The following is a 24891-nucleotide window of genomic DNA, read 5'->3' as shown; positions in this document are numbered from 1 at the left end:
TCATCGGCGCCGGGGCGGCCGGCACCGCCGCTGCCGCCGCGCTGCGCGAGAAGGGGTTCGCCGGCGAACTCTTGCTGATCGACCGGGAGCGGCGGCCCGGCTATGACCGCACCGCACTGAGCAAATTCGTCCTCTCCGGCGAGGTGCCGCCCGCCGAGGGGCCGGCGCTGCGCGACGAGACGTTCTTCGCCGAACAGGACATCCAGCGCATCCACGGCGAGGTCGTGCAGCTGGACGCCGCCGCGCGCCGGGCCAGCCTGCTCGATGGCCGCCACTTCGACTACGACGCCGCGCTGCTGGCCACCGGCGGCGAGCCGCAACGCCTGCCGCTGCCGGGCGCGACCCTGGACAACGTGCTCCTGCTGCGCTCGCGCGAGGACGCCGAGGCCATCCTGCAGGCAGCCCGGCCGGGCACCCGCGCGGTGATCGTCGGCGACAGCTTCATCGGCCTGGAAGCCGCGTCGGCATTGCGCCAGCGCGGCCTGGTGGTGAGCGTCATCGCGCGCCATCAGGTGTCCTTCGCCAGCGCGTTCGGCGAACGCATCGGCGCGGCCATCGGCCAGTTGCACGAGGACAACGGGGTGATCTTCCACCGCGGCGCCGAGGTGCTGCGCTTCGACGGCGACGAGCGGGTGCACGGCGTGCTGCTGGATAACGGCGAACAGCTGCCGGCCGAGCTGGTGCTGCTCGGCGTGGGCGTCAGCCCGGTCACCGCGATGCTCGATGACGCCCTGCTCGACGAGGACGGCGCGCTGCCGGTCGACGCCGGCATGCGCGCCGCCGATGGGCTGTGGGCGGCCGGCGACATCGCGCGCTTCCCCTACGCCGGCGAGCCGGCGCGCATCGAGCACTGGCGCCTGGCACAACAGCACGCGCGCATCGCCGCGCAGAACATGCTCGGGGGCGACGCGCGCTACCGCGACGTGCCGTTCTTCTGGACCTTCCACTTCGGCAAGCGCATCGATTACCTCGGCCATGCCGAACGCTGGGACGAGGTGGTCTACGAGGGGGAACCGGAACGCTTCGAGTTCATTGCCCTGCTGCGCCAGGGCGACCAGGTCGCCGCCGCCGTCGGCTGCGAGCGCCAGCGGGCCATGGCCCTGCTGGCCGAACGCATGCGCCAGCCGCTCGGCGTGGACGAGGCGTTGCGGCTGATTCGCGCGAATCCGGACTGAGGGCGAAGGTTTCGCCCCGAACGCGGCCCAAACAAAAGGGGGAAGACCGTCCGGTCTTCCCCCTTTTACTGCGCGTCCGTTACTGGCGAGGATATCGCCGCTTTCGTCGCCCGCCTGGTTGGGCAGTGCGGACCCGGGTGCCAGAGCGGCCCGGTGGGACCGTCGGCGCCAACCCGCCTGATTGAGCGGGCCGGGTGGACATTTCGTCCGGGCCTTGAAACTGAGGTAAAGCGTACGCCCGCGGCGGCGACAGGTGATTGCTAAAATTGCCCATCTCGACGTTACTTGCGCAATCAAAGCTCGCACATGCATGATCCCCAGCAATAAAACCAAAGAGCCCCGAAAAAATGGACAAGCTGGACCGCTACGACCTGCGCATCCTCGCCGAATTGCAGCGCGACGCGCGCATCTCCAATCAGGAGCTGGCCGAACGCATCGGCCTGTCGCCGTCGCCCTGTTCCAGACGCGTCAAGCAACTGGAGGACGACGGCTACATCAGCCGCCAGGTGGCGCTGCTGGATCGCAAGAAGCTCGGCCTGACGCTGACCGCCTACGTGCAGGTCGGCATGGACCGGCACACGCCGGAGCGCTTCGAGCATTTCCAGGACATCATCCGCAAGTGCCCGGAGGTGCTCGAATGCAGCCTGGTCACCGGGATGGACGCCGACTACCAGCTCAAGGTGGTTGTGCAGGACATGGAGCACTACCAGAAATTCTTGCTCGGCCAGCTCACCCGCATCGAAGGCGTCACCAGCGTGCGCTCCGCCTTCGTGCTCGATCAGGTGCTCGGCAGCACCGAGCTTCCGCTGGGCCATCTGCGCGGCTGAGCCGATGAGCGCGGGCTTGCCGTATAATCGCCGCGCTTCGCCGTGCCGGTGTGGTTCGTGACGCGTTGCGCCGGCCCCGCGCCAGGCGCCGCGCCTGCCGGACGCGGGCGAGGCACACCTCCCGGAGATCCCGATGCAACCCGAACTGTTCGAAGAAATAATGATGTACAGCCTGGTCACGGCGCTGATCGCGTTCATGGCCTTCATCGTCTGGGACCTGGCGAAGAAGTCCAAGGCGGGACGTTTCGGCACCATGATCCTGTTCCTCGCCCTGGGCCTGGGCGTCGCCGGATTCCTGATCAAATCGCTGGTGGTCGCCGGCCTCGAAGGCGGCTTCTAGCTTCTGGTGCGCATGGCGCACCCTACGGTTGTGCGTGTGCGTGTGCGTGTTGTGGCCCTTGGTGCGCATGGCGCACCCTACGTCGGTTCGCCAGGCCTCGCGTAGGGTGCGCCGCGCGCACCGCCGGCACGCTCAGGCCTTCGGCAGCGGTAAATCCTTCCATTCGCCCGGCTGCAAGCCGTCCAGCGTCCACTCGCCGATCCGCACGCGCACCAGCCTGAGGGTCGGCAGGCCGACCGCCGCGGTCATCCGCCGGACCTGGCGATTGCGCCCCTCGCGGATCACCAATTCGAGCCAGGCGGTGGGCACGCTCTTGCGAAAACGTACCGGCGGATGGCGCTCCCACAGCGTCGGCTCGTCGAGACGCCGCGCCTCGGCCGGTAGCGTGGGGCCATCGTTCAGCGCCACGCCGTCGCGCAGACGCTGCAGTTGCTCCTCGCTCGGCTCGCCCTCCACCTGCACCCAGTAGGTCTTCGCCAGCTTGTGCCGCGGGTCGGCGATGCGCGCCTGCAGGCGGCCGTCGTTGGTCAGCAGCAACAGGCCTTCGCTGTCGCGATCCAGGCGACCGGCCGGGTACACGCCGGGCACAGCGACGAAGTCCTTCAGGGTCGCGCGGCCGGCTTCGTCCTGGAACTGGGTGAGCACGTCGAACGGCTTGTTCAGCAGGATCAGGCGCGGCTCGGCAGGTGGCGCCTTGGCCACTCGTCGGGGAGCCGGGCGCGATCGGGGCGGACGGGGCATGCACGTTCCAGGGCGTCGAAGGGACGCGCAGTGTAACTGAGGCACGCCTGGATCATTGCCGCCGCTTATGCAGCTGCCCAGTGCTCCCGGCAGCCGGCTATGCTACCCCGGACGTTCCAATCCACCGCGAGGGCCTGGCATGAGCACTTCCGAATCCGTACTCGATACCTTCACCGGCTGGGCGGCGATGGCCGCCGGCGAGCCGCTGCAACGCCACGAATTCAGCCCCGGCCCGTTGGGCGCCGAGGACGTCGAAGTCGCCGTGGAATACTGCGGCATCTGCCATTCCGACCAGTCGATGATCGACAACGAGTGGGGCAACGCGCGCTATCCGTTCGTGCCCGGACACGAGGTGGTCGGCACCGTCGTCCGCCTCGGCGAGCAGACCCGCGGCCTGAAGCTCGGCCAGCGCGTCGGCATCGGCTGGTACAAGGGCAGCTGCATGCACTGCAGTTCGTGCATGGAGGGCTCGCACCAGCTCTGCCGCACGGTGAAACCGACCATCGTCGGCAGCAACGGCGGCTTCGCCAACCGGGTGCGCGCGCACTGGGCCTGGGCCATCGCCCTGCCCGACAGCCTCGATCCGAGCCTCGCCGGCCCGCTGTTCTGCGCCGGTTCCACGGTCTTCAGCCCGCTGCTGGAGTTCGGCGTGAAGCCCACCGACCGCGTCGGCGTGGTCGGCATCGGCGGCCTCGGCCACCTGGCGCTGCGCTTCCTCAACGCCTGGGGCTGCGAAGTCACGGCGTTCACCTCGTCGCTGAGCAAGCAGGAAGAGGCGCAGCGCCTGGGCGCGCACAAGGTGGTGGCCTCCACCGACAGCCAGGCGATGAAGGCGATCGCCGGCAGCCTGGACTTCCTGCTGGTCACCGCCAGCGCCGACCTGGACTGGAACGCCCTGCTCGGCACGCTCAACGCCAAGGGTCGCCTGCACTTCGTCGGCATCGTGCCCAGCGCCATCCCGGTACACGTGTTCAACCTGATCCCGCAGCAGAAGAGCCTGTCCGGCTCGCCAGTCGGGTCGCCGGCGACCATGGCCAGCATGCTGGAATTCTGCGCCCGCCACGGCATCGTGCCGCAGGTCGAGCACTTCCCGATGAGCCAGGTGAACGCCGCCATCGACCACCTGCGCGCCGGCAAGGCGCGCTACCGCGTGGTGCTCGACGCTAGCAAATAGCCGGACTCCGCTCGGTGGGCTGAAGCCCACCCTACGGTCCGGTTAGAACCGATTTCGTAGGGTGGGTTAGGCGCACGGTGCAGCTGCGGATATCCGCGATGACCCGCGCCGTAACCCACCGGATGGGTTCTCGCCAAGCTCCGTTCGGTGGGCTGAAGCCCACCCTACGGTCGGGTTGGAACCGATTTCGTAGGGTGGGTGAGGCGCACGGTGCGATTGCGGATATCCGCAATGGGCCGCGCCGTAACCCACCGGATGGGGTCTCGCCGGACGCCGTTCGGTGGGCTGAAGCCCACCCTACGGTCGGGTTGGAACCGATTTCGTAGGGTGGGTTAGGCGTACTGTGCGGCTGCAGGTATCCGCGATGGCCCGCGCCGTAACCCACCGGACGCGGTCTCGCCGAACGCGGCTCAGCGGAACGGCGGCTCGTCGAAGCTGCGCAGCTTGCGCGAGTGCAGCGAGTCGAGCTGGCTGCGCAGCAGGTCGAGCGCGGCGATGCCGATCTTCAGGTGTTGGCTGACCGCACGCTCGTAGAACGCGCCGGCCGCGCCGGGCAGCTTGATCTCGCTGTGCAGCGGCTTGTCGGAGACGCACAGCAGCGTGCCGTAGGGCACCCGCAGCCGGTAGCCCTGGGCGGCGATGGTGCCGCTTTCCATGTCCACCGCCACCGCCCGCGAAAGGTTGATCAGCGCCCGCTCGTGGGCCCAGTGCAGCTCCCAGTTGCGGTCGTCGTAGGTCAGCACGGTGCCGGTGCGCAGGCGACGCTTGAGCGCTTCGCCCTTGTCGCCGGTGACCTGCGCCGCGGCCTCCTGCAGCGCCTGCTGCACCTCGGCCAGCGCCGGGATCGGGATGTGCGGCGGCACCACGCGGTCAAGGATGCCGTCGCGGCGCATGTAGGCATGCGCCAGCACGTAGTCGCCGATGGTCTGCGACTGCCGCAGGCCGCCGCAGTGGCCGATCATCAGCCAGCAGTGCGGGCGCAACACGGCGAGGTGGTCGGTGATGTTCTTCGCGTTGGAGGGGCCGACGCCGATGTTCACCAGGGTCACGCCGTGGCCGTCGCTGGCGATCAGGTGGTAGGCCGGCATCTGGTAGCGGTGCCAGACCACCGCGTCGGCCACCGCCTGGGCGTCCTCCTCGGGCGTGCCGCGTTCGATGATCACGTTGCCCGGCAGCACCATGCGCACGAAGCGCGGATCGTCGCGCAGTTGCTCGAGGCCGTGGCGGATGAACTGGTCGACGTAGCGGTGGTAGTTGGTCAGCAGAATCCACGGTTGCACGTGGCGCCAGTCGCTGCCGGTGTAGTGCTGGATGCGCTTGAGCGAGAAGTCGGTGCGCGCGGCGTCGAACAGCGACAGCGGCAGCGCCTCGGTGTCGGTCCAGTCGTAGAGGCCGTCGGCCACCGAGTCGGTGGCGGCGGACAGGTCGGTGCTGGGGAACACCCGCGCCAGTTCGGCGGCCGTCACCCCGCTGCCGGCCAACTCGTCGCCCTGCTCGACGACGTAGGGATAGGGGATGTTCTGCGCGCTGGAGCCGACCTCGACGCGCACCGTGTAGTCGCTCATCAGCGGGCGCAACTGGTCGAGCAGGTAGCCGCGGAACGCCTCGGGATGGGTCACGGTGACCCGGTACACGCCCGGCACCTGGACCTTGGCGTAGGCGCGCGTGGTGGACGCCGCCTCGCCCTGGGTGGCGTAGGTCAGGCGCAGTTCCGGGTAGCGAAACAGCGCGCGCTGCGCGGCATCGGGCTCGGCGCGTTCCTTGAGGTAGCGCTTGAGCGCCTGGCTCAGCGAGGTGGCGGCGCGCTGGTGCAGTTCGGTGAGCAGGTCGACCGCCTGTTCGGCAGTGGAAGCGACGACGTATTCGTCGGCAACGTGATCGGTCATGCGGGATTCCTTGTCTTGCCATTCGAAGCGATGGCCCACGCTGCCACCGATTGACGCTGCTTCGCAAGCGCGCTCGTCCGGGGACGGCGGTCATCCCCCCTCGGACGAGCAGGCGCCCGCTAGGGCCAGTGCGCGACCACCCGCTCCAGCGCCTGCTTCAGCTCGGTGCGGCTGCGGGCGGCGGCCAGGCTGATGCGCACGGCATTCAGCGGCGTGTGGCCCACCGCGAACACCTCCGTCGGCGCGCCCCCGACCCCGGCCGCGCGACAGGCCGCCGCCAGCGACTCGCTGTCCGAGGTCTGCAACCACAGGTGCGGCGCCGCCTGCTGTTGCGGCATCCGCGGGCCGAGCAGGCGCGCCGCCAGGCGCCAGCGCTGACGCACTTCCTCGCGCTGCCAGTCGAGACGCCGCTGCGCGGTGCCATCCTCGATCCACTCGCAGGCGACCGCCAGGCACAGCGGCGAGACCGCCCAGTTGGTCGCTTGCGCCTCGCGGTCGATGCGCGCCAGCAACTGCTCCGAGCCGGCGATGACACCCAGGCGCAGTCCCGGTGAAACGGTCTTCGACAGACTGGTCACCAGCAGGCAGCGCTCGGACAGCCGCTGCGCCAGCGGCGGCTGGTCGCTCAGCGCGCCGTACACGTCGTCCTCGATCAGCCACAGGCCGTGGCGCTCGATCACCTCGGCGACGCGCGCGCGCCGCTCGGCATCCATGCAGGCGCCGGTGGGGTTCTGCAGGCACGGCGTGAGCACCAGCACCCGCGCCCCGGTGGCGCGCACCTGGCGGTCCAGGTCCTCCGGCAGGATGCCGTGGCGGTCCATCGCCACGCCGTGCAGCGGCAGGCGCAACTGCCGCGCCGCGCCCTTGATGCCGGGCGCGGTGAACGCCTCGGCGAGCAGCGGCTCGCCAGCCTCGCAGAGCGACAGCAGCGCCGCGGACACGCCCTGCTGGGCGCCGGCGCAGAGCAGCACGCGCGACGCCGGCCAGTCCAGGCCGCGCCCCTGCAGCCACTGGCTGGCGGCGATTCGCCCGCGCATCACCAGGGCCGCCGGCGCATAGCTCTGCAGCGCGTCGAGTTCGCCGCGCGCGGCCAGCCGGGCAAGGGTCTGCGACAGATCGCGGTTGTCCGCATCGGTCACCGGCACGTTGGTCGACAGGTCGATGCGTTCGCTGTCGGCCGGCGGCTGCTTGAGCAGGAACAGGCTCGCCTCGCGGCTGTCGGCAAGCACGTAGGTGCCACGGCCGACCTCGCCGGAGACCAGGTGCCGGCGCGCCGCCTCGCGGTAGGCCTGCATCACCGTGCTCGGATTGATGCCCAGCGCCCAGGCCAGCCGCCGTTGCGGCGGCAGGCGCGCGCCGCAGGCCAGTTCGCCGCTGCGGATCGCCGTGGAGATCGCCTCGACCAGCGCTAGGTAGGTCGGCTGGTTGGCGGTATCGAGCTCAGGAAGCCACATTGTCTGCCATGCAATATAAGGATTTACCCATACAATGCGCGCGCCGTAGCATCGGGTCAAACCCACGGAGAAAACCGATGTTCGACCTGCAGCAACTGCGCGATGCCGCCCACCTGATCCGTCCCCTCGTCCCGCCCACCGCGCAGATCGCCTGGCCGTTGCTGGCCGAGCGGACCGGCTGCGAGGTCTGGGTCAAGCACGAGAACCACAACCCCACCGGGGCCTTCAAGCTGCGCGGCGGGCTGGTCTACGTCGACAGCCTGCGCCGCCGGCAGCCGGAGCTTCGCGGGCTGATCACCGCCACCCGCGGCAACCACGGCCAGAGCCTCGCGCTGGCCGCCCGCCACGCCGGGCTGGCGCTGCGCATCCTGGTGCCGGAGGGCAATGCGCGGGAGAAGAACGCGGCGATGCGCGCGTTCGGCGCCGAGGTGATCGAGCAGGGTCGCGACTTCGACGAAGCCCGTGCGCTGGCCGCGCGCATGGCCCGCGACGAGGGCCTGCATTTCGTGCCCGCGCTGCACCCGGACCTGGTGCGCGGCGTGGCCACCTATGCGCTGGAGCTGTTCGAGGCGGCGCCGCCGCTGGACCGCGTGTACGTGCCGATCGGCATGGGTTCGGGCATCTGCGGGCTGATCCGCACCCGCGACCTGCTCGGCCTTGGCACCGAGATCGTCGGGGTCGTCGCGCGTGGCGCGGACGCCTATGCGCAGAGCTTCGAGGCCGGCGAGATTCGCCGCACCGAACGCGCCGACACCTTCGCCGACGGCATGGCCTGCCGCGACCCGCAGGCCGAGGCGCTGGAGATCATCCGCGCCGGCGCCGCGCGCATCGTGCGGGTCGACGACGAGGAAATCCGCACGGCGATCCGCGTGCTCCACGAGGACACCCACAACCTGGCCGAAGGCGCTGGTGCCGCCGCCCTCGCCGCACTGATGCAGGAACGCGAGATCAACCGCGACGGCCGCGCCGCGGTGATCCTCAGTGGCGCCAACATCGACCGGCAGATGCTGGCGGAGATCATTCGCTGATAGGCGTCGGGTAAAGCCCCCTCTCCCCCGGCCCCTCTCCCGTGAACGGGAGAGGGGAGCGAAGCCCCGGCGCTGCGGCGATACCGTCCGAGCGCTTGTTCAGCGCCGCAGCGCCGATCAGGTCACCACTCGGTAACAGGGCACGTAGGCGCTGCCGCCCGGCAGCTTCATGCGGTGCTGTTCGACGAAGGCCTGCAGCAGGCGGTCGAGGGTCTGCATGATGTCCCTGTCGCCGCTGATCTCGTAGGGGCCATGCTCCTCGATCAGACGGATGCCGTGGGCCTTGACGTTGCCGGCGACGATGCCGGAAAAGGCCCGGCGCAGGTTCGCGGCCAGTTCGTGCAACGGCTGGTTGCGGGTCAGGTTGAGGCCGGCCATGTTGGCGTGGGTCGGCTCGAACGGATGCTGGAAGCTGCCGTCGATCTTCAGCAGCCAGTTGAAGTGGAAGGCGTCGTTGCGCTCGCGGCGGAACTGCTGGACCGCCTTGATCCCCGCAGCCATCTGCCGGGCGACTTCCGTCGGGTCGTTGACGATCAGCGTGTAGCGCTTCTGCGCCGCCTCGCCGAGGGTGTCGCCGATGAACGCGTGCAGTTGCTGCAGGTAGGTTTCGGCGCTCTTCGGCCCGGTAAGGATCAGCGGGAACGGCAGCTCGGCGTTGTCCGGGTGCATGAGGATGCCCAGCAGGTAGAGGAATTCCTCCGCCGTGCCGGCGCCGCCGGGGAAGATGATGATGCCGTGGCCGACACGGACGAAGGCCTCCAGGCGCTTCTCGATGTCAGGCAGGATCACCAGCTCGTTGACGATCGGGTTCGGCGCCTCGGCGGCGATGATGCCCGGCTCGGTCAGGCCCAGATAGCGACCGCCGAGGATGCGCTGCTTGGCATGGGAGATGGTCGCGCCCTTCATTGGCCCCTTCATCACGCCGGGACCGCAGCCGGTGCAGATGTCCATCCCGCGTAGGCCCAGCTCGTGGCCGGCGCGCTTGGTGTACTTGTATTCCTCGCTGCTGATCGAATGCCCGCCCCAGCACACGACAATCTTCGGCTCGACCCCGGCGCGCAGCGTGCGGGCGTTGCGCAGCAGGTGGAAGACGTAGTCGGTGAGGCCCTGCGAAGTCTCGGTGTCGACGCGCTGGTTCTCCAGCTCGCTCTGCGTGTAGACGATGTCGCGCAGTGCGCTGAAGAGCATCTCGCGGGTGCTGGCGATCATCTCGCCGTCGACGAAGGCATCGGCCGGCGCGTTGAGCAGCTCCAGGCGAATGCCGCGGTCCTGCTGGTGGATCTTCACCTCGAAGTCCGGGTAGGCCTCCAGGATGGTCTTGGCGTTGTCGCTGTGCGACCCGGTGTTGAGGATCGCCAGCGCGCACTGGCGGAACAGCGCGTACACGCTGCCGGAGCCGGTTTCACGCAGTTGCTGCACTTCACGCTGGGAGAGGGTTTCCAGGCTGCCCTTGGGCGATACCGAGGCATTGATCGTGTTTCGTAGGGACATTGAGCTTTCCGAGGCGCGTGATTCCGGCGAAGTCGACGGAACCAGGGGTTGGGGGCATGTGATGACGTTACCTGAAGCGGAGGGTCCTGCGCACGGCCGGTTTCGATCCGGCCCGCGGGCGGGCTCGCGCGGACGAGCGCTTTGGACGCCGGCACGGCCATTTCATTCCCCGCCGGCACCCGCTCACAGCCAGTCTTTCGACGCGGCGGTGAGCATTTCGTGGATCAGTTGCGCGAAGCGCTGGGTCAGCACGCTCTGCGGCCGGTCCACCGGCAACAGCAGATAGGTCGGGAAGCGAATCTGCGGATAAAACGGGCGGGTCTCGATATCCCGGTGCAAATATTCCATCGCCACCATCGGGTTGACGATGCTCACGCCCAGGCCGAGCGCGACGAGCGAGCAGATGGTCGCCGCGTAGGGCGTTTCCAGGTTCAGCTTGCGCTGGCCCTTGCCGTCCGGGAACACCCGGTCCACCCGCGCGCGCGAACCGTCGTTCTGCGACAGCGAAATGAACTCCTCGCCCTTCAGGTCCTCCGGCCCCACCGAATCGAGGGCGCCCAGCCGATGCCCCTTGGGGAACACGCAGACTCCCGGCACATCGCAGATGGCCTGGCTTTTCACGCCGGGAAACTCCTTGCCCACATAGGACGCCAGCCCGAGGTCGCAGAACTGCGAGGCGGCCCAATGCGCGACCGTCGGCGAGTCGTTGGTATGGATCGAGATCGCCACCTCCGGGTTCTCCGCGCGAAAGCGCTGGATCACCCGCGGCAGCAGGGTCAGCGAGAGCGAAGGCACGGCGGCGATGCGCAGGCGCCCGGTGCCGGCGCGGCGAATGTTCTGCGCCGACTGCTCCAGGCTGTGCAGGCCGATGAAGGCGCGCTCGACGTCGGCGAACAGCGCCGTTCCCTCGTCGGTGGGCAGCAGCCGTCCGCCCAGGCGCTCGAACAGGCGGAAGCCGCTCTGCCGCTCCAGCTGCGCGATCAGCCGGCTGATGTTGGGTTGCGAGGTGTGCAGCGACTCGGCGGCGGCGGTCATCGAGCCGCTCAACATCACGGCGCGGAAGGCTTCGACCTGTTTGAAATTCATGGGCAGACCATATCAATTCCGTATGAGCCCCCACTGTATTGTCATTTGTTGGCATGAACCAGAGGCCTTATAACTGTTCTCGGCAGCGATGCAACCGCGCAGATGGATGCGCTGTCCGGAGAAGTACGAGCCCGTCCCTTGCACCGAGTCCCGTCTCGGTTCCTGCCCTGAAATCATGCGTCGCAGTGCCCGGTGCACGCGATGCTGAACGTTGACCAGGAGGCACCATGTCGTTTTCCTTCAAGACCCTTCGCACCGCATTGGCCTTTTCCTGCGTGTCCCTGGCGGGACTGACTCAGCTGCATGCCGCCGACCTGCCTGCCGTTCCCGACGACATCAAGGAAGCCGGCCAGCTGCGCGCGGGCGTGCGCTGCGACCAGCCTCCCTACGGCTTCCAGGATGGAAGCGGCGAGTTCGCCGGGGTCGAGGTGGAGATGTCCAGGCAAATCGCGCTCTGGGCGCTGGGCTCGAAGGACAAGGTGACCTTCACCTGCGTCACCGCCGAGAACCGGGTGCCGCAACTGCTTGGGCGCAAGGTCGACTTCCTCATCGCGACCCTCGGCGTGACCCCCGAGCGCCAGCGCGTCATCGACTTCACCACGCCCTATCGCTGGGGCGCCAGCGACGTGGTGGTGAAGAAGGACAGCCCGATCAGGAAGATCACCGACCTGAACGGCAAGACCCTCGCCACCCTGAAGGGCTCGGTGCAGGCCAAGTGGTTCGAGGACCACATGCCCGAGGTGAAGACCCTGCGCATGAACAGCGCCGCCGATGCGCTGCAGACCTTCCGCCAGGGACGCGCCGACGCCTACACCCACGACGCGGCGACCCTGGTCGTGGTGGCCGACAACGACAAGAATGCGCGCCTGCTCAACGAGCCGTTCCAGATATCCGACGCCGCCATCGGCGTGCGCAAGAACGAGGCGGCCTGGCGCGACTACCTGAGCGCCGCGGTGGCGCGCATGCACGAGGAAAAACTGTTCCGCGTCTGGGTCCAGCAGTACGTGCCGGAAAACATCCAGAGCTACTACCTGAGCGTCTTCGAGCAGGCCAAACCTGCCGAAGCGCTCTGAGCGTCGGCCGCCGATGGACTTCGATTTCGACTACCTGCTGGCGCAATGGCCGGCGCTGCTGGACGGCGTGCTGATGACCCTGCGGGTGTCGCTGCTGGCCATCGCCGCCTCGCTGGTCATCGGTGTTCTCGGCGGCGCCGCACGGGCGATGAAGATCCCGTTGCTGGCGCAGTTCGTCGCCCTGTACGTGGAGCTGATCCGCAACACGCCGATCCTGGTGCAGCTGTTCTTCATCTTCTACGGCCTGCCGGCCATCGGCATGGAGCTCTCGCTGTTCTGGTCGGGCGTGCTGTGCCTGTCGCTGTGGGCCGGCGCCTACCAGGTGGAAAACGTGCGCGGCGGCCTGGCCACGGTCGAGTACGGCATGCGTGAGGCGAGCATGGCCCTGAGCCTCAAGCCGATCCATTACTTCGGCCTGGTGGCGCTGCCCATCGCGTTTCGCACCAGCCTTCCGGCGATGCTCAACACGGCGATTTCGCTGTTGAAGAACTCCTCCTACCTGCAGGCGATCGGCCTGGCGGAGCTGACCTTCGTCGCGGTGGACCGGATCGCCACGGACTTTCGCGCGATCGAGATGTTCAGCGCGATCTGTGTCATCTACCTGGCCCTGGTGGCAGTCCTGGCAGCGCTGACCGGGCGCCTGGCCGCCCACCTGCAACGTCCTTTCCAGCACTGAGGCCGCCATGAACATCCTCATCGAGAACTGGGGGTTCGTCTCCAAAGGGTTATGGATGACGCTGCGCCTGGCGCTGGTGGTCCTGCTGTTCACCACCCTGATTTCGTCGGTGTTCGGCGTGCTGGCGACCCTGCGCAACCGCGTGCTGCGCACGCTCATCCATGCCTACGTCGAGCTGTTCCGCTCGATCCCGCTGATCGTCAACGTGTTCTTCATCTTCTTCGGCGCGCCGATGCTGGGCCTGGACCTCAGCCCGTTCGCCGCCGTCACCACCGGGCTGACCCTGTGGGGCAGCGCCAACGGCATCGAAATCGTCCGCGGCGGCCTCGAATCGGTGCCCCGCCACCAGTGGAAGAGCGCCTGGACGCTGGGGTTGCGGCCCTGGCAGATCTACCTGCACGTGATCGCCCCGCAGTCGATGCGGGCGATCCTGCCGGCCTACACCGGCCTGCTGACGATGCTCGTCCAGGCCACCTCGCTGGGCGCCCTGGTGGGGGTCAGCGAGTTCCTCAAGGTCGGCCAGATCATCATCGAACGCGCCACAGTGATGACCGGCGTCAGCCCGGCGTTCACCGTCTACGGCGGCGTTCTGCTGGTGTACTTCGTCATCTGTTCGTCGCTGAGCTGGCTCAGCCGCTATCTCGAACGCCGCCTGGGCCGCCCGGCGATGCGTACCAAAAACCAGGGGGTTTCATGATGCAAGAATCCAAAGTCAGTCGGCGCCTGAAGGAAGCCACCGCCCCGGAGGTCAACGAGTACATCTACCGGCCGCGCCTGGAAGGTTTCGCCGACGGCTTCGCCAATCTGGGCGACGTCAACAAGGCGCACATCGTCATGCTCGCCGAGCGCGGCCTGATTCGCGAAGAACATGCGGCTGTGCTGGCCAGGGGCGTGCTGGACATGGAGGCGGCCGGGCCGGCCGCGGTGACCCTCGACCCCTCCCGCGAGGACGCCTATTTCAACTACGAGGCGCACCTGATCGAGCAGATCGGCGCCGACATCGGCGGCCGCCTGCACACCGGGCGCAGCCGCAACGACATGCTCGCCACACTGGACCGCCTGCGTTGCCGGGAAGTCCTGATGGACCTCATCGACGCGCTGATCCAGGTACGCCAGACCGCGCTGGACAGGGCCGAGGCGTTCGCTACCGTGGTCATGCCGGGGTACACCCACCTGCAGCCGGCCCAGCCGATCACCTACGGGTTCTACCTGTCGGCGGTCGAGCAGGCGCTGGAGCGCGATTGCCGGCGACTGACCCAGACCCTCGAATCGATGAACCAGAGCCCGCTGGGCGCCGCCGCGTTCGCCGGCACTCCGTTCGCGATCGACCGTGCGCGCACCGCCGAGCTGCTGGGCTTCGACGGTTATCTGGACAACGCCCTGGACGCCGTGGGCTCGCGTGACTTCATTCTCGAAAGCCTGTCCCACCTGAGCCTGCTGTCGGTGTTCTGGAGCCGCGTGGCGCAGGACTACTTCGTCTGGAGCACCCACGAGTTCAGCCTGATCGACTTCCCCGACAGCGTCGCGGCGACCTCCAGCATCATGCCGCAGAAGAAGAACCCGACCGTCCTGGAATACCTCAAGGGCCGCAGTGGGCACATCGTCGGCCTGCTGATGGGCGCCAGCACCACCATCAAGGGCAGCAACTTTTCCCACACCGGCGACGCCAACCGCGAAGGCACCCGCAGCTTCTGGGAGGCGGCGGAAGAGAGCCTGCGCTGCCTGAAGCTGCTCGACCTGGTGCTGCGCACGGCGACGCCGAACGCACGACTGGCGGTGCAACGGGCCGGCGAGGACTTCTCCACCGCCACCGCGCTGGCGGACCTGATCGTGCGCGAGGCGGACCTGTCGTTCCGCGAGGCGCACCACGTCGTCGGCGGCGCGGTGCGCCTGGCGATGGACGCGGGGATTCCGGCGCACCGCATCGACACGGCGATGGTGGACGTCTGCGCGCTGGAGCAGCTCGGCCACCCGCTGAACCTGCCCGCGGACAAGGTACGCGACTGCCTCGACCCCACCGCCAACGTGCAGGCGCGCACCTCCGCCGGCGGCCCCTCGCTGCTCTCGCTGGAGCCCAGCCTGATCCGCGCCAATCAACGCATCGGGCTGGAGCGCCAGGCCAACCAGGCCCGCCGCGACCGCCTCGCGGCGGCGCATGAGCGGCTGCAGGCGGCGACCCGGGCGCAGGCCGGCCTATGAAGCCGATGCTCACCGTGCGCGACCTGCACAAGTACTTCGGGGAGCATGAGGTGGTCAAGGGCGTCGACCTGGACGTCAGCGAGGGCGAGGTGGTGGTGATCATCGGCCCCAGCGGCTCGGGGAAATCGACCTTCATCCGCTGCCTGAACAGCCTCGAAGAGCCCAGCGCTGGCAGCGTCGTCATCGACGGCGGCGAATCGATCCAGGCGGGAAACCGCCGGGCGCTGGCCCGCCTGCGGGAGGACGTCGGCATGGTGTTCCAGGACTACACCCTGTTTCCGCACATGACGGTGCTGGCGAACATGACGCTCGCGCCGGTCAAGCTCAAGCGGGCGTCGCGCGCGGATGCCGAGCGCGAGGCGCTGGCGTTGCTGGAGCGGGTGGGCCTGCAGCACAAGGCCGACGGTTATCCGTCGGAGCTGTCCGGCGGCCAGCAGCAGCGCGTCGCCATCGTCCGCGCGCTGGCGATGAAGCCGCGCCTGCTGCTGTTCGACGAGCCGACCTCGGCGCTCGACCCGGAGACCGTCGGCGACGTGCTCAACGTCATGAAGGGCCTGGCCGCGGAAGGCATGACCATGATCGTGGTGACGCACGAGATGGGCTTCGCCCGCGAAGTGGCGGATCGGGTGGTGTTCTTCGCGGACGGCCGGATCGTCGAAATGGGGCCGCCGTCGCAGATGTTCACCGCGCCGAAGGAAGCCCGCACGCAGCAGTTCCTCCACAGCGTCCTGCACTGACGTCTCGCGGGCGAGACGTCCGCCGCACTCAGAACAGATGCGGAGTGCTGCGCGCCAGCAGCGCCTCGCTATCCACGCCGCGTGGCAGGGTGCCGTACTCGCGGCCGCCGTCGCCCAGGCGGCTGGCGATGAAGGCGTCGGAGACCACGGCGTTGCCGGCCTCCAGCAGCAGCTTGGCCTGCAGGCCGACGGCCACGTCTTCGGTGAGCTGGCGGGCGCGGTACTGGATGTCGTCGGTATCGCGGAAGTTCTTCGCCAGGCGCTCGATATGCGCGCGCAGACGGGCATCACCGTGGCCGTCGCCGAGTTCGGCGAACAGCGCGTCGAGCACGCCGGCCTCTTTCGACAGCGCGCGCAGCACGTCCAGGCACTGCACGTTGCCGGAGCCTTCCCAGATCGAGTTGACCGGCGCCTCGCGGTACAACCGCGGCAGGATGGTTTCCTCGACGTAACCGGCGCCGCCCAGGCATTCCGAGGCTTCGGCGATCATTCCCGGCGCTCGCTTGCAGATCCAGTACTTGCCGACCGCGGTCACCAGGCGGGCGAAGGTCGCTTCCTGGGCGTCGTCGGCGTTGTCCAGCGCGTGGCCCATGCGCAGGCTCAGCGCCAGCGCGGCCTCGCTTTCCAGGGCGAGGTCAGCCAGCACGTTGCGCATCAGCGGCTGTTCGGCCAGCAGGCGGCCGCCGACCTGACGGTGCGCGCAGTGGTGCGTGGCCTGGCTCAGCGCCTGGCGCATCAGCGCGCTGGAACCGACCATGCAATCGAAGCGGGTCATCCCGACCATCTCGATGATGGTCGGCACGCCGCGGCCTTCCTCGCCGATCATCCAGGCCAGCGCGCCACGGTATTCCACCTCGCTGGAGGCGTTCGACCAGTTGCCCAGCTTGTTCTTCAGACGCTGGATGTAGAAGGCGTTGCGCGTGCCGTCCGGGCGGTGGCGCGGCAGCAGGAAGCAGGTCAGGCCCTTGTCGGTGTAGGCCAGGGTCAGGAAGGCGTCGCACATCGGCGCCGAGCAGAACCACTTGTGGCCGACCAGTTCGTAGGCCTGGCCCGGCCCGCCGGCACCGAGGGCGTGGGCGCGGGTGGTGTTGGCGCGCACGTCGGTGCCGCCCTGCTTCTCGGTCATGGCCATGCCGAGGGTGACGCCAGCCTTGCGCTCCATCGGCAGGTTGCGCGGGTCGTATTCTGTGGCGAGGACGCGCGGCAGCCACTGGGCGGCGATATCCGGCTGCAGTTGCAGCGCCGGCACGCTGGCGAAGGTCATGGTCAGCGGACAGCCGCTGCCGGACTCCGCCTGCGAGTGCAGGTAACTCAGCCCGGCCCGGGCCACGTGGGCGCCGGCGCGCGGGTCGGTCCAGGGCAGCGACGGGATGCCGTGCTCGATGGCCGTGCGCATCAGCTCGTGGTAGGCCGGATGGAATTCCACCAGGTCGATGCGCTGGCCATAGCGGTCATGGCTCTTGAACACCGGCTTGTTCTCGTTAGCGAGGAAACCCGCCGCCATCAGCGGCCCGCCGGCCAGCGCTCCGTATGCCTGCAGACGGTCCTCGGCCCAGCCGCCCTGGAAGCGGTGCACCCACTCCTGCAACGGCAGGTCGAGGCGGTAGAGGTTGGCGCCGTCCAGCGGCGGCACCTGGTTGAAGACCTCGTGGGTTTCGCCGAGGGCACTGAACGCGGACTGAGGGGAATTCACGGATGGGGCTCCTTGGCGCCGACAGCGCGCAGACAGAAAGTGGTCAGGGCATCGCTGACCACGGCCAGTTCAACGGACGGCCGACCGGCCTCGCGCGCCGCCCAGGCGGGCGGCGACAGCGGACCGACCAGCGATTCGGCAATCGCGCCCACCAGACACGCGGCGATCACTCGCGGTTGCGCGACCTGGAACGCGCCCTGCGCCGCGCCTTCCTCCAGCAGCTCGCAGAACAGCTCACCATAGGCTTCGCGGTAGAGCAGGCGTTGCTCGTCCACCTCCGCCTCCACCGGCTCGGCGATCAGGGCGAAGGCCAGCGAACGGCTGCTCCAGGCCCGCGCGGCGAACTGCCGGACGCCGTGCGCCAGGCGCGCCGCCGGATCGCCGTCGCCCCTCAACACCTCGCGCAGCGCCTCGACCTCGCGGCCGCTGGCGCTGGCGAACACCTCCGCCGCCAGCTCGCCCTTGCTGTGGAAATGGCGGTACAGGCTGCCGGTGGCGATGCCGACGTCGTCGGCCAGGGCGACCATGGTCAGGCTGGCGAAACCGCCGCCGGCCACCCGACTCAGGGCGCAGTCGAGAATGCGCTGGCGCAGCTGCTCATCGCGATCCATGCGGGCGGGGGTGGTGCGGTAGGCCATGGGTGGCTCCCGATTGCTTCACAAGAAGTGAACCAGCGTTCAGATGTTTGCGAAAGCGGGAGATCGGCCAAAGCGCAGGCCTTACTCCGCCAAGGCATTCATCCCGACGTACGGCAGAGGGCGTCGCCGCCGGCCGATTGTTCTTCTGACCCCACCCGGTTGGTTCGGTTGAGCAGCGCGCGGCGAAGAAGCCGCTGCAGCTCCTCGAAGCGCATCGGTTTGCCCAGGCAATCGTCCATCCCCGCCGCCAGGCAATGCTCTCGGGCAGCGGCCTGCGGCGCATCGACCATGCCCAGCAGCACCAGCCTGGCGTACTCCGACCGCTGGCGCAGGCGCCGACAGGTGGCATGGGCGTCATCGCCGGGCGCGGCGCAATCGATCAGCAGCGCATCCACCGGCTCCAGTGCGAGCAGCTCGAAGGCCTGCTCGCCGTTGTCGACGGTGAACACCTGGTAGCCCAGCTTGAGCAGCATGCCGCGCGACACCAGGCGGCTGACCGTGTCCTCTTCCACCAGCAATACCCGGCAATCGGCCGGACGTCGCGGCGCAACGGCGTCGGCCGCCGTGCCGGTCGTGTGACGGACGCCGGACGCCAGCGGCAGCCTCAGCTCGAAGCGGCTGCCGCGGCCTGGCAGGGACTGGTGGCGCAGTTCGCCGCCGAGCAGTCCGGCGAGCTGGCGGCACAACGCCAGGCCGATGCCCAGGCCGCCGTAGCTGCGGGTCAGTGACCCGTCGAGCTGCTTGAAATGCTGGTACAGCGAGCCATCGGCCGGCGTGACGAAGCCGATCCCGCTGTCGCTGACGACGAAGCTCAGGTGGCCCGCGGCGTCGCTTTCGCGCGCCACGCGCAGCACCACGCCGCCGCGTGCGGTGAACTTGATCGCGTTGTCGAGCAGGTGGCCGAGGCACTGGGCGATCTTCTGCGCGTCGCCCTCGAGCACCTCTTCGAGGCCAGGCTGACGCTCGAGGGAGAAGCGCAGGCCCTTGTCCTCGGCACGCGCCGCGTAGGTGCCGCGCAGCGCGTCGAGCAGCCCGCCGAGGCTGAACGGCTCGCGCACGGCGCGCAGGCGCCCGGCCTGCAGCTCGGTGAGCGCCAGCAGGTCGTCGATCATGCCCAGCAGCGCGCGCGCCGAATCGGCCGCGGTCTTGCGGTAGAGCGCCGACTCGGTGTCCAGCGGCACCGTCTGCAACAGGTCCAGCGAACCGATCACGCCGTTCATCGGCGTGCGCAGCTCATGGGTCAGGGTGGCGAGGAACTCGTCCTTGAGGCGATTGCCCGCCGCCAGCTCGGCGTTGAGCGCCTGCAGTTTCCGCTCGGCCGCCTGCAGGATGCCGGTGCGCTCCTCCTTCAGCGCGTTGATCCGGTCGGCCAGCGCCAGCGACAGCAGGCCGACCTCCAGCGCCGAACCGATCTGGCTGGCGTACATGGTGAAGAAGACGTTGGGCAGGTAGCCGAGCACCATCAGCGTGTTGATCAGTCCGCCGCCGAGGAAGGCGCTCCAGGCCAGGGTGAAATACCGCGCCACCTGCATCCCGCGCGCCCAGGCCAGCACGCCGGCGGCGAACACCGTGACGGTGAACGCCAACGCCAGCAGCGTGGCCAGGCGCAGGGCGATGGCGTAGCTGCTGCACAGCGACAGCAGCATGACCAGCGCGGCGCTGACCATGAGCGCGCGCAGCAGGCGATCGAGCGGCAGCGAATACTGCAGGATACGCAGGAAACGCCGGGCGAACTGGCCGCCGAACAGCGCCGTGGCACCGATGAAGAACGGCGTGGACGCGTTCGCCCACCAGGGGTTGTCCGGCCAGAGATACTGGATGCCGGCGCCATTCACCGACACCTGGTAGAGGCCGAACGAGGCGATGTAGAGGATGTAGTAGAGGTAGCTGACGTCGCGGACGCTGAGGAAGATGAACAGGTTGTAGAAGAGCATCACCAGCAGCACGCCGTAGATGATCCCGAGCAGGTAGACGCGGCCGGTCTGGCCTTCGAGATAGGCATGCGGCGCCCACAGCGTCAGCGGCGCCTGGATCGAACCCTCGCTTTTCAGCCGCAGGTAGACGCGCATGGGCTGACCGGGCTGCAGGCCGAGGCGGAACAGGTAGTTGTTCTGCTTCAGCTCGCGGCTGGCGAACGGCAGGCCGTCGCCCGTGTGGCGCGCCAGCCGGTAGCGGCCTTCGGCGTCGGCCAGGTAGAGCTGCAGGTCGTCGAGCGGCGGATAGGCCAGTTCCAGCAGCCAGTCGCGCGCATCGCCGGCGCCGTGCGGCTGGTATTCCAGGTCCACGCGCAGCCAGAACGCCGAATGCGAATAACCGGCGTTGAGCACGTCCTGGTCATGCGCGCGGAATTTGCCGTCGAAGGCGGACGAGCTGATCTCTTCGATGCCGACCTCGCCGCGCGGGTCCTCGAAAACCGCCATCGCGCGCCCCAGCGGGACGCTCTCGGTTCGTTCGTCGAAGCTGATTGCCGTTGCCAGGCTCGGCAACAGGCAAAGGATGTAGAGGAGGAGTTGCCGCATACGTCCTGCACAAAACGGCCGGTGACAGGAGCGCTTCCCGGAGGAGCGCAGCCGGTCGGTCGGGTGAGAAAGCGGCGAACTGTACCAGTCCGCCGCCGACGGCGCAGGCCCGCGCGCGGGCACTGGCCCCTGTCGCGGCAGCCGCCTGGAGGTCCTCCGCCGAGCGTTTAGTGATAAGCTCGCGCACCATGAATATGCCCTCTCGCCCCGTTGTCCTCTGCCTCTCCGGGCATGACCCCAGTGGTGGTGCCGGCCTGCAGGCCGACATCGAAGCCCTGCTCGCCCAAGGCTGCCACGCCGCCCCGACCGTCACTGCGCTGACCGTGCAGAGCACCGTCGACGTCGTCGATTTTCGCGTGCTCGACCGCGAATGGGTGCTCGCCCAGGCGCATGCGGTGATCGCGGATCTGCCGGTCGCCGCGGTAAAGCTGGGCATGCTCGGCTCGGTGGAGATGGTCGAAACCGTCCTCGAAGTGATGCGCTCACTGCCGGGCGTGCCGCTGGTCTGCGACCCGGTACTGCGCGCAGGCGGCGGCGGAGCCCTGGGCAAGGACGACGTCGGCTTCGCGATGCGCGAGCGGCTGCTGCCGATCGCCGCCATCGCCACGCCCAACCTCCCCGAAGCGCGCATCCTCGCCGAACTGCCCGACGGCAGCGCCGACGAGTGCGCCGAAAAGCTGCTGCCCTATTGCCGCCACCTGCTGATCACCGGTGGCCACGGCGACGAGCAGCAGGTGCACAACCGCCTCTACTCCCGCGACGGCGCCCGCCACAGCTTCACCTGCGAGCGCCTGCCGGGCAGCTACCACGGTTCTGGCTGCACCCTCGCCAGCGCCCTGGCCGGGCGCCTGGCCCTTGGCGAAGACCTCGCCAGCGCGGTGCAGACGGCGCTGACCTACACCTGGCGCACGCTGCGCGACGCCGAGGCGCCGGGCAAGGGCCAGTACGTGCCACGCCGCCTGCCGCTGGATTTCTGCTCGTGAGCCGGCCGTCATGAAACTGCGCGGCCTCTACGCCATCACCGACAGCCAGTTGCTCGCCGGCGGCAAATCGCTGCCCTACGTCGAAGCGGCGCTCAAGGGCGGCGCCCGGCTGCTGCAGTACCGCGACAAATCCAGCGACGACGCCCGCCGCCTGCGCGAAGCCGAGGCGCTGCGCGAACTCTGCGCCCGCCACGGCGCGCAGCTGATCATCAACGACGACGCCGAGCTCGCCGCACGCCTGGGCGTCGGCCTGCACCTCGGCCAGGGCGACGGTTCCCTGGCCGCGGCGCGTGCCCTGCTCGGCCGCAAGGCGATCATCGGCGCGACCTGCCATGCGCGCCTCGACCTCGCCGAGCAGGCCATCCGCGAAGGCGCCAGCTACGTCGCCTTCGGTCGTTTCTTCGATTCCAATACCAAGCCGGGCGCACCGGCTGCCAGCCTCGAGCTGCTGGCCCAGGCCCGCCAGCTCGCCGGCCTGCCGATCGTCGCCATCGGCGGCGTGACGCTCGACAACGCCCCCTCGCTGATCGCCCACGGCGCCAGCCTGGTGGCGGTGATCCACGCCCTGTTCAGCGCCGAAAACGCTGCGGAAGTCGAGCGTCGCGCCCACGCCTTCAGTGCCTTGTTCGCCACCCCCTGACCCTTTCGGCGGATGAGCCACGCTGATCCGCCCGCCGACTTCCGAGAGGCCCCGCATGTCCCGTTCCGAAACCCTGTTCGCCAACGCCCAGAAACACATCCCCGGCGGCGTCAACTCGCCGGTCCGCGCCTTCCGGAGCGTCGGCGGCACCCCGCTGTTCTTCAAGCACGCCGCCGGCGCCTACGTGATCGACGAGGACGACAAGCGCTACGTCGACTACGTCGGCTCCTGGGGGCCGATGATCCTCGGCCACAGCCATCCGGACGTGCTCGACGCGGTTCGCAAACAGCTCGAGCACGGCCTCTCCTACGGCGCGCCGACCGCCATGGAAACCGAGATGGCCGACCTCGTCTGCCGCCTGGTGCCGTCGATGGAGATGGTCCGCATGGTCAGCTCCGGGACCGAGGCGACCATGAGCGCGATCCGCCTGGCGCGTGGCTTTACCGGCCGCGACAGCATCATCAAGTTCGAAGGCTGCTACCACGGCCACTCCGACAGCCTGCTGGTGAAAGCCGGCTCCGGCCTGCTGACCCAGGGCGTACCGAGTTCGGCGGGTGTTCCGGCCGCCTTCGCCAAACACACGCTGACCCTGCCGTTCAACGACATCGAAGCGGTGAAGACGATGCTCGCCGAGGTCGGCCAGGAGGTCGCCTGCATCATCGTCGAACCGGTCGCCGGCAACATGAACTGCGTGCCGCCGGCACCCGGTTTCCTCGAAGGCCTGCGCGAGCTGTGCGACGAGCACGGCGTGGTGCTGATCTTCGACGAAGTGATGACCGGCTTCCGCGTCGCCCTCGGCGGCGCCCAGGCGCACTACGGCATCGTTCCGGACCTGACCACCTTCGGCAAGATCATCGGTGGCGGCATGCCGGTCGGCTGCTTCGGTGGCAAGCGCGCGATCATGGAGCGCATCGCCCCGCTCGGCCCGGTGTACCAGGCCGGCACGCTGTCCGGTAATCCGCTGGCGATGGCCGCCGGCCTGACCACCCTGCGGCTGATCCAGCGCGAAGGCTTCCACGCCGAGCTGACCGATTACACCAGCCGCATGCTGCAGGGCCTGCAGGACCGCGCCGATGCGGCCGGCATTCCCTTCGTCACCACCCAGGCCGGCGGCATGTTCGGCCTGTACTTCAGCGGCGCCGACGACATCGTCACCTTCGACGACGTGATGGGCAGCGACGTCGAACGCTTCAAGCGCTTCTTCCACCTGATGCTCGACGGCGGCGTGTACCTGGCGCCCAGCGCGTTCGAGGCCGGTTTCACGTCGATCGCCCAAGGCGACGCGGAGCTGAAGATCACCCTCGACGCCGCCGAACGCGCGTTCGCCGAATTGAAGAAAAGCTGACACAAAAGCGGGTAAAGGCTTTGTAAGCGAGCTACGGGTTATTCCATAATGAACGTGCCGACACGCTTGTCGGCCGGGCATGGGCCCGTCTCTGTTTCTGAGGCGTTTCGACTCGCATGAACCGCACCGGCCGCAGCCGAATCCTGGGCTGCCTGCTGCTTCTGCTTCCCGCGCTGGCCGCGGCGGGGGGCAACTCCCTGCTGATCCCGGCCAACGGGCGCTGCTCGCTGAACACCGCGCCGGAAGACATGCCCGAAGCACTCGCGGCCTGCCAGCAGGCGGCGCAGAGCGGCGACAGCGAAGCGCAGTTCGAACTCGGCGAGTATTACTACGACGGCCAGCGCGCCCCGCGCGATCTCAAGCAGGCACTCAACTGGTTCGAGCAGGCCTCGCTCAAGGGCCACGCCAACGCGCAGCTGCGTCTGGGCGGCATGTTCTTCCGCGGCGAAGGGGTGCCGGCGAACAACATGCAGGCGTTCATCGTGCTGAAGATGGCGGCGGTGAACGGTTCGGACGAAGCGCTGGATACCGCCGACCTGGTCGCCGCGCAGATGCGTCGCGACGAGCTGGACATCGCCACCCAGGTGCTCGGGCAGATCTTCCGCAACTACCTCACCGACCTGCAGACGGTCGACGGCGCCAATTCGCCGTTCGCGCCGCTTCCATAGCCCCGCCGCGCGGCGGGCCCCTCGAACGGTCGCCTACTTGTCCGGCATCGGCATGGGGAAGGGCATCACGTTGCCGCCGCCCTTCGCTTCGCTGATCTTCGGCGTACCGAGACGCTCCACTTCGTCGATGCGGACGATCGCGTGCATCGGCACGAAGCTGCGCACCACGCCCTCGAACTGCGCCTTGAGCTTTTCCTCGCTGGGGTCGACGACCACCTGAGTGCGTTCGCCGAAGACGAATTCCTCGATTTCCAGGAAACCCCAGAGATCGCTCTGGAAGATCTGCTTGGCGTACATCTCGTACACCTGGCCCTGGTTGAGGAAAATCACCTTGTAGATCGGGGTATCGCGCTTGCTCATGCTGACGGGGCGGCTCGGGGAGGAGAAACGGGGCGCGCATGGTAGCACAGCCGGCCCGCCCGACTGGCGCGGCGAAATCGAACGCCGCCTCGCCTTCCGCCGCGCTGTAGCCTGATCACGGCGGCGCCCTTATAATCGCCGGTCATTTTTTAACCACC

Annotated in this window: 23 protein-coding genes; 14 read left to right on the top strand and 9 right to left on the bottom strand. The window is 68.6% G+C overall.

Features of this window, described 5'->3' with window-relative positions; translation table 11 throughout:
- From B3E91_RS13725 to B3E91_RS13715, 3 genes are all read left to right on the top strand, one after another.
- Positions 1-1175 (top strand): NAD(P)/FAD-dependent oxidoreductase (locus B3E91_RS13725; protein ID WP_287029941.1); only part of this gene is annotated, 1175 nt, incomplete at its 5' end.
- A gap of 347 nt (positions 1176-1522) precedes the next feature.
- Positions 1523-2002 (top strand): Lrp/AsnC family transcriptional regulator, encoded by a 480-nt coding sequence (locus tag B3E91_RS13720; protein WP_090226057.1) that lies wholly within the window; start codon positions 1523-1525, stop codon positions 2000-2002.
- A 133-nt stretch (positions 2003-2135) separates the two neighbouring features.
- Entirely contained in the window at positions 2136-2342 is a 207-nt protein-coding gene (locus tag B3E91_RS13715; protein ID WP_090226054.1) for a DUF2788 domain-containing protein, read from the top strand.
- 132 nt (positions 2343-2474) lie between these two features.
- Here the strand turns inward: B3E91_RS13715 and B3E91_RS13710 are convergent, their stop codons facing one another.
- Positions 2475-3044, bottom strand: a complete 570-nt coding sequence (locus B3E91_RS13710) for a pseudouridine synthase (RefSeq protein ID WP_287029948.1) — start codon at positions 3042-3044, stop codon at positions 2475-2477.
- A 178-nt stretch (positions 3045-3222) separates the two neighbouring features.
- Here B3E91_RS13710 and ahr point away from each other — a divergent pair, with 178 nt between their 5' ends.
- Entirely contained in the window at positions 3223-4257 is a 1035-nt protein-coding gene (gene ahr, locus B3E91_RS13705) for an NADPH-dependent aldehyde reductase Ahr (protein ID WP_273230083.1), read from the top strand.
- Between the two features lie 410 nt (positions 4258-4667).
- On the opposite strand, the gene amn is transcribed toward ahr, so the two are convergent.
- Together amn and B3E91_RS13695 are read right to left on the bottom strand one after the other, a co-directional pair.
- The gene (gene amn / locus B3E91_RS13700; protein WP_273230081.1) at positions 4668-6143 is read right to left on the bottom strand and encodes an AMP nucleosidase; all 1476 of its coding nucleotides are present in this window, start codon (positions 6141-6143) and stop codon (positions 4668-4670) included.
- 119 nt (positions 6144-6262) lie between these two features.
- Positions 6263-7597 carry a PLP-dependent aminotransferase family protein gene (locus tag B3E91_RS13695; protein ID WP_287029940.1) on the bottom strand — a complete coding sequence of 445 codons (1335 nt, stop codon included), beginning with the start codon at positions 7595-7597 and terminating at the stop codon, positions 6263-6265.
- Positions 7598-7674: 77 nt separating this feature from the next.
- Here B3E91_RS13695 and B3E91_RS13690 point away from each other — a divergent pair, with 77 nt between their 5' ends.
- A complete protein-coding gene (locus B3E91_RS13690; protein WP_287029939.1) occupies positions 7675-8625 on the top strand; it encodes a threonine dehydratase in 951 nt (316 codons plus the stop codon).
- Between the two features lie 117 nt (positions 8626-8742).
- On the opposite strand, the gene ppnN is transcribed toward B3E91_RS13690, so the two are convergent.
- Together ppnN and B3E91_RS13680 are read right to left on the bottom strand one after the other, a co-directional pair.
- Positions 8743-10116, bottom strand: a complete 1374-nt coding sequence (ppnN, locus tag B3E91_RS13685; protein WP_287029938.1) for a nucleotide 5'-monophosphate nucleosidase PpnN — start codon at positions 10114-10116, stop codon at positions 8743-8745.
- A 183-nt stretch (positions 10117-10299) separates the two neighbouring features.
- Positions 10300-11202, bottom strand: a complete 903-nt coding sequence (locus B3E91_RS13680; RefSeq protein ID WP_287029937.1) for a LysR substrate-binding domain-containing protein — start codon at positions 11200-11202, stop codon at positions 10300-10302.
- 227 nt (positions 11203-11429) lie between these two features.
- Between B3E91_RS13680 and B3E91_RS13675 the strand changes: the two genes are divergently transcribed.
- The 5 genes from B3E91_RS13675 to B3E91_RS13655 are packed head-to-tail and all read left to right on the top strand — an operon-like array spanning position 11430 to position 15887.
- Positions 11430-12275 (top strand): transporter substrate-binding domain-containing protein, encoded by an 846-nt coding sequence (locus B3E91_RS13675; protein ID WP_287029936.1) that lies wholly within the window; start codon positions 11430-11432, stop codon positions 12273-12275.
- 13 nt (positions 12276-12288) lie between these two features.
- Positions 12289-12951, top strand: coding sequence for an amino acid ABC transporter permease (locus B3E91_RS13670; RefSeq protein ID WP_287029935.1), 663 nt, complete (start codon positions 12289-12291; stop codon positions 12949-12951).
- Between the two features lie 7 nt (positions 12952-12958).
- A complete protein-coding gene (locus B3E91_RS13665; protein WP_090226027.1) occupies positions 12959-13648 on the top strand; it encodes an amino acid ABC transporter permease in 690 nt (229 codons plus the stop codon).
- Entirely contained in the window at positions 13645-15150 is a 1506-nt protein-coding gene (gene argH, locus B3E91_RS13660) for an argininosuccinate lyase (RefSeq protein ID WP_287029934.1), read from the top strand. Before B3E91_RS13665 ends, argH begins: the two co-directional genes overlap by 4 nt.
- Positions 15147-15887, top strand: coding sequence for an amino acid ABC transporter ATP-binding protein (locus B3E91_RS13655; protein ID WP_287029933.1), 741 nt, complete (start codon positions 15147-15149; stop codon positions 15885-15887). Before argH ends, B3E91_RS13655 begins: the two co-directional genes overlap by 4 nt.
- A 28-nt stretch (positions 15888-15915) precedes the next feature.
- On the opposite strand, the gene B3E91_RS13650 is transcribed toward B3E91_RS13655, so the two are convergent.
- The 3 genes from B3E91_RS13650 to B3E91_RS13640 form a co-directional block, all read right to left on the bottom strand.
- The gene (locus B3E91_RS13650) at positions 15916-17580 is read right to left on the bottom strand and encodes an acyl-CoA dehydrogenase family protein (protein WP_287029932.1); all 1665 of its coding nucleotides are present in this window, start codon (positions 17578-17580) and stop codon (positions 15916-15918) included.
- On the bottom strand, positions 17577-18218 hold the full coding sequence (locus tag B3E91_RS13645) for a TetR/AcrR family transcriptional regulator (protein ID WP_287029931.1): 642 nt from the start codon (positions 18216-18218) through the stop codon (positions 17577-17579). The genes B3E91_RS13650 and B3E91_RS13645 overlap by 4 nt, the downstream gene beginning before the upstream one ends.
- Before the next feature lie 98 nt (positions 18219-18316).
- A complete protein-coding gene (locus B3E91_RS13640; RefSeq protein ID WP_287029930.1) occupies positions 18317-20737 on the bottom strand; it encodes a 7TM diverse intracellular signaling domain-containing protein in 2421 nt (806 codons plus the stop codon).
- 188 nt (positions 20738-20925) lie between these two features.
- On the opposite strand from B3E91_RS13640, the gene B3E91_RS13635 reads away from it, so the two are divergent.
- From B3E91_RS13635 to B3E91_RS13620, 4 genes are all read left to right on the top strand, one after another.
- Complete coding sequence (locus B3E91_RS13635) at positions 20926-21720, top strand: hydroxymethylpyrimidine/phosphomethylpyrimidine kinase (RefSeq protein ID WP_273230052.1); 795 nt, start codon at positions 20926-20928, stop codon at positions 21718-21720.
- A gap of 10 nt (positions 21721-21730) precedes the next feature.
- Positions 21731-22360 (top strand): thiamine phosphate synthase, encoded by a 630-nt coding sequence (thiE, locus tag B3E91_RS13630; RefSeq protein ID WP_287029926.1) that lies wholly within the window; start codon positions 21731-21733, stop codon positions 22358-22360.
- Positions 22361-22415: 55 nt separating this feature from the next.
- A complete protein-coding gene (gene hemL / locus B3E91_RS13625; RefSeq protein WP_287029925.1) occupies positions 22416-23705 on the top strand; it encodes a glutamate-1-semialdehyde 2,1-aminomutase in 1290 nt (429 codons plus the stop codon).
- Positions 23706-23821: 116 nt separating this feature from the next.
- Positions 23822-24373: a tetratricopeptide repeat protein gene (locus tag B3E91_RS13620; RefSeq protein ID WP_287029922.1), complete on the top strand. Its 552-nt coding sequence runs from the start codon at positions 23822-23824 to the stop codon at positions 24371-24373.
- 33 nt (positions 24374-24406) lie between these two features.
- Here the strand turns inward: B3E91_RS13620 and B3E91_RS13615 are convergent, their stop codons facing one another.
- On the bottom strand, positions 24407-24733 hold the full coding sequence (locus B3E91_RS13615; RefSeq protein ID WP_090226002.1) for a DUF1820 family protein: 327 nt from the start codon (positions 24731-24733) through the stop codon (positions 24407-24409).
- Positions 24734-24891 lie beyond the last annotated feature (158 nt).

It is taken from the genome of Pseudomonas sp. UBA6310, assembly GCF_002438225.1.
Lineage (GTDB): Bacteria > Pseudomonadota > Gammaproteobacteria > Pseudomonadales > Pseudomonadaceae > Pseudomonas_O > Pseudomonas_O kuykendallii.
The sequence above is the reverse complement of the archived record's forward strand: the minus strand, read 5'-3'. Positions and strand labels throughout refer to the sequence as shown.